At 64.4% G+C, this 2,034-nt stretch carries 2 protein-coding genes; both read right to left on the bottom strand.

Annotation, left to right across the window (positions count from 1 at the left end):
• Positions 1-97: 97 nt before the first annotated feature.
• Positions 98-1,096 (bottom strand): ABC transporter ATP-binding protein, encoded by a 999-nt coding sequence (locus EOA60_RS30580; protein WP_066996130.1) that lies wholly within the window; start codon positions 1,094-1,096, stop codon positions 98-100.
• Positions 1,097-1,111: 15 nt separating this feature from the next.
• On the bottom strand, positions 1,112-2,034 hold a 923-nt coding region (locus EOA60_RS30585), incomplete at its 5' end, for a Gfo/Idh/MocA family oxidoreductase (protein WP_164899670.1).

Genomic DNA, 2,034 nt, shown 5'->3' on the forward strand with positions numbered 1-2,034 from the left:
GAAGTAAGCGTCGCACTCCGCTGGAGCACCCCTCATCCGTCTCGGCGCTGCGCCCCCGATCCACCTTCTCCCGCAAGGGGAGAAGGGGAGGCCGGCGCTACTTCAACACCCTTCCATCTGCCCCGAACCGATACGTCTTCGCCGGATCCGGCGTTGCATAGAGCGTCGCGCCCGGTTCGGCATTGTAGACGCCGAAGATCCGCACGGTGAGCAGCCCGGCCTTCTCGCAGTCGAGATAGAGATTGGTGTCGGCGCCGAGATGCTCGGCATGCACCACCGTGCCTTTCCAGGCGCCGGATTTTGCATCGACCGTCAGATGTTCCGGGCGCACGCCGACGGTCTTCGCCGTCTCGCCAAGCTTGGCGCCGTCGATGAAATTCATCTTCGGCGAGCCGATGAAGCCGGCGACGAATTCATTGGCCGGCGCATTGTAGAGCTCCATCGGGCTGCCGATCTGCTCGATGCGGCCGGCATTGAGCACGACGATCTTGTCGGCCAGCGTCATCGCTTCGACCTGGTCGTGCGTGACGTAGATCATCGTTGCCTTTAGCCGCCGGTGCAGCTGCGCGATCTCCAGCCTGGTGTTGACGCGCAGCGCCGCGTCGAGATTGGACAGCGGCTCGTCGAACAGGAACAGCTTCGGCTCGCGCACCACGGCGCGGCCGATCGCGACGCGCTGGCGCTGCCCGCCCGACAGCTCCGCCGGCCGCCGCTCGAGATAGGGCTCGAGCGACAGCATCGCGGAAGCTATCTTGATGCGGCGCTCGATCTCGGCCGAAGGCGTGCCGGCCTGTTTCAGGCCGAGCCCCATATTGTTCTTCACCGTCAGATGCGGATAGAGCGCGTAGGTCTGGAACACCATGGCGATGCCGCGTTTTGCGGGCGGCGTGACGGAGACGTCGTCGCCGTCGATCACCACCCGCCCGGAGGTCGAATCCTCTAGCCCTGCGATCACGCGCAGCAGCGTCGACTTTCCGCAGCCGGACGGGCCGACGAAGACGACGAATTCGCCGTCATTGACCTCGAGGTCGATGCCCTTCAGCACCTCGACCGGCCCGAATGCCTTCTTCACGTTCTCGATGTTCAGCGAGCCCACGGCTTCGTCCTTGTTCTAGAGTTTGATTGGCGCGCCGGTGCGCACGCTCTGGTCGGCGGCGAGGCAGACGGCGAGCGACTTCACCGCGTCCTCCATGTGGCGGGTCAGGTCGATGTCCTCGCGGATGGCCTTGAGCAGGAAGGCTTGTTCAAGATCGCAGAGTTCCTGGTGCCCCGGCTCGCCTTCCATCGACAGCAGTTCGTCCTCTTTGATGAACTTTCCGTCCGGCCCGGTCGCGGCGCTGTGCAGGCGGATGGTCGACGTCTTGGTGTGTGTGTCGATGTCGTCGGACTTAACGCCCTCCTTCATGACGATCGACACAGAGCCTTTGGGCGACATCACGTCCTTCACGAAGAAGGCGGTCTCCGAAACCATCGGTCCCCAGCCGGCCTCGTACCAGCCGACCGAGCCGTCTTCGAACAGCACCTGCAGTTGGCCGTAATTATACATCGAGGGCGCCACTTCATCGCTGAGCCGCACGCCCATGCCGCGCACCTCGACCGGACTGGCGTCGGTGATCTGCAGCATCACGTCGAGATAATGCACGCCGCAATCGACGATCGGCGAGGTGGTCCGCATCAGCTGCTTGTGCGTTTCCCAGCTGTGGCCGGAGGACTGCTGGTTGAGGTTCATGCGGAACACATATGGCCCGCCGAGCTTGCGCGCCTCGGCGATCAGCCGCATCCAGGACGGATGGTGGCGCAGGATATAGCCGATCACCAGCTTCCTGCCGTTGGCCTTGGCGGCATCGACGACGCGCCTGGCGTCCGCCACCGTGGTCGCCAGCGGCTTCTCGACGAAGACATGGCAGCCGGCCTCGAACGCCCGCACCGCATAGTCGGCGTGGCTGTCGGAATAAGTAGCGATGGCGGCGACGTCCGGTTTCTCGTCGCGCAGCACGTCCTCGAAGGAGCGCCTGATGCCATAGCCCGCGAGCC

This window comes from Mesorhizobium sp. M1A.F.Ca.IN.020.06.1.1 (assembly GCF_004023265.1).
Taxonomy (GTDB): domain Bacteria; phylum Pseudomonadota; class Alphaproteobacteria; order Rhizobiales; family Rhizobiaceae; genus Mesorhizobium.